The organism is Caulobacter sp. (assembly GCF_049283275.1).
GTDB lineage: Bacteria > Pseudomonadota > Alphaproteobacteria > Caulobacterales > Caulobacteraceae > Caulobacter.
This window is the reverse complement of the sequence record NZ_JBAPVS010000298.1, coordinates 1-2,384: the sequence shown is the minus strand read 5'-3', so window position 1 is coordinate 2,384 and position 2,384 is coordinate 1. Positions and strand designations below refer to the sequence as shown.

Annotated in this window: 4 protein-coding genes; 1 reads left to right on the top strand and 3 read right to left on the bottom strand. The window is 72.3% G+C overall.

What is annotated here, in order from left to right; translation table 11 throughout:
• Nucleotides 1–560, top strand: a 560-nt coding sequence (locus WAL33_RS17020) for a J domain-containing protein (RefSeq protein ID WP_422182709.1), incomplete at its 5' end; no start/stop codon positions are given.
• A 15-nt stretch (nt 561–575) separates the two neighbouring features.
• Here the strand turns inward: WAL33_RS17020 and WAL33_RS17015 are convergent.
• The 3 genes from WAL33_RS17015 to WAL33_RS17005 all read right to left on the bottom strand — a co-directional run.
• Nucleotides 576–1,256, bottom strand: a complete 681-nt coding sequence (locus WAL33_RS17015) for a hypothetical protein (protein WP_422182708.1) — start codon at nt 1,254–1,256, stop codon at nt 576–578.
• Nucleotides 1,257–1,288: 32 nt separating this feature from the next.
• Nucleotides 1,289–2,170, bottom strand: coding sequence for an ATP-grasp domain-containing protein (locus WAL33_RS17010; protein WP_422182707.1), 882 nt, complete (start codon nt 2,168–2,170; stop codon nt 1,289–1,291).
• Nucleotides 2,164–2,384, bottom strand: a 221-nt coding sequence (locus WAL33_RS17005) for a hypothetical protein (protein ID WP_422182706.1), incomplete at its 5' end; no start/stop codon positions are given. The genes WAL33_RS17010 and WAL33_RS17005, both read right to left, overlap by 7 nt.

Here is a 2,384-nt window from a genome sequence, read left to right as displayed (position 1 = left end):
GCGCCGGCGCGGGCGGCGGCTTCGGCGGCGGCTTCTCGCCCAAGGGCGCCGACGTGCGCGCCCGGCTCGACATCGACCTGGAAGAGGCCATCAAGGGCGGCAAGAAGCGCGTGGCCTTCTCCGACGGCCGCACCATCGACGTGACCATCCCGACCGGCGCCCAGGAAGGCCAGACGCTGCGGCTGAAGGGTCAGGGCAGCCCGGGCCGGGGCGGGCAGGGCGACGCCCTGATCGAGCTGGCCATCAAGCCCCACCCGATCTACCGGCCCGAGAACGGCGCCCTGGTCATGGACCTGCCGATCACCGTCCCCGACGCGGTGCTGGGCGGCAAGGTCGAGGCCCCCACCCCCGACGGCCCGGTGACCCTGTCGATCCCGAAAGGCTCCAACAGCGGCGCCAAGCTGCGGCTCAAGGGCCGGGGCCTGTCGGACGCCAAGGGCCACCGCGGCGACCTGTTCGCCCGGCTGGTGATCACCCTGCCCGACACACCGGACGCCGAACTGGAGAAGTTCGCCGAGACCTGGCGCGAAAAGCGGCCTTACGCGCCCAAGCGCCGCTGACGCCGCTGACGCCGCTCACCAGTGCAGCAGCCATGCGCCGTCGAGGCGGACGCCATGGCCTTGCAGGGTGATCCTGTGGTCCCCGGGGCCCAGGGGGCCGACGTCGCCGATGCGGTGCAGCAGCAGGCCCGAATGCAGCGCGACCACCCCCGGCGTGTAGGGGTGGAAGGTCTTGTGCTTGCGGTCCTTGATCCGGTCGACGTCGGTGTCCATGCCCAGGTCGTTGGCGCGCCGCACGTCGTTGGGCGTCAGGTTCCAGACGTCCAGTCCGCCGCCGATTTCGGGCAGGGCCACGGGCATGGTGAAGCTGAGCGGCGGGACCAGATCCAGCGGGCGGCCCCAGGGGAGATACTGGTACTGGCCGTCGAAATGCACCGGCGCCTTGGCCGCCGACGCGATCGCTTCGCCCGAAAAGATGTGGAAGCCCGGCAGGGCGAAGTCCTCGGTGAAGCGGACCGGCTCGCCCAGGCGCGCCTCCAGCGCCGCCCGCAGGGTTTCGTAGAGGTCGCCGAACGCCCGCCACAACACCTGGTTCTCGCGAGGGGCGCGGTCCAGATAGTCCCGCTGCGGATCGTCCGAGCAACAGAAGTCGAGATAGGACGCCGCGCCCAGGGTGTGGAACTCGGTGCGGTCCGGCTCGCCCCGGCCGATCCAGGACTCGCGTAGCGACATCACCCGCCGGCGCAGGTCCGCCACCCCGGCGGCGTCGACCAGCGGGATATCGACGATCAGGGGCGAGATGTCAGCCGTTCGACTAACGATCTCGTAATTGCTCCATGGGCTCGCCGGTCGTAGCTGTCGTAGCCCGGCATCGGATTGGCCTCGAGACACCAGAACCTCCCGTCGTCATCCCACTTGAAATCCCACCCGGCGAACATCAGCCCCGCCTCGCGGGTGGCCGCGACCACCTGGTTGACCAGGGCGGCCGGCGGGCTGAAGGGCGAATAGCGCGCCGTCGCGGTGCGATAGTCGACCGCCGCGCTCTCGATCAGTTCGGCATGGACCACGTCGCCGACGACGTGCAGCCGCGCGTCGCGGCCGATGATCCGCCTCTGCAGATGCACCGGTCCGCGTTCGGGCGTGAAATCGGCGAAGTCGGCGCCGGCGACCCGCCGCGTGTCGGCCCGTACGCCGGCCACCGACTTGGCGATGGTCGGCCCCGCCTCGGCGAAGGCGGTCAGCCGCGCGCCCTGGCTGGAGGTCAGGCTCTCGGGCACGGAGAAGCCGCGGGCGCGAAGCCAGGCCTCGTGCAGCGGCTTGGAGCCGTTGTCGGCCGCGTGGCCCGGGCGGTTGGCGACCGCGCCCGGGGTCTGCTCCAGCCAGGCGGCCAGGCCGGCGATCAGGGATCGCCACCGCCGCCGCCGCGCCACACCGCCCAGCACCGACGACAGATCGATCAGCCGACAATAGACGGCGTGCTCGGGCCGCAGGTCGACGCGGCGTCCGCCGACCTTCACCCAGGCCGGCTCGTCCAGGTTCAGGGGCAGGCGCCACTCGCCGCCGACCGCCGCGCGCAGGTTGATCAGGTCCAGGGCCGCGCCGGTCCGCGCGGCCTCGCGGGCGAAGTGGGTCAGGGTGGGGTCGGTGTCCAGGCCGATGGCGATCAGCATCCCAGCCTCGACATCAGGGCGGGCGCGACGTCCGACCAGACCGGCCAGAGCTGCTCCAGGGAGGGGTAGGGATCGATGCGGGCCAGCCGGGTGGCGGCGTGGCCGGCCCCGACGCCCCAGGTGACCGCCGCGAAGGCCAGGCCCAGTTCGGCCGCGGCGGCGATGCTGCGCGCCTCCAGCGCCAGGGCCGCCAGGTCGACCGTGGAGCTTCGCC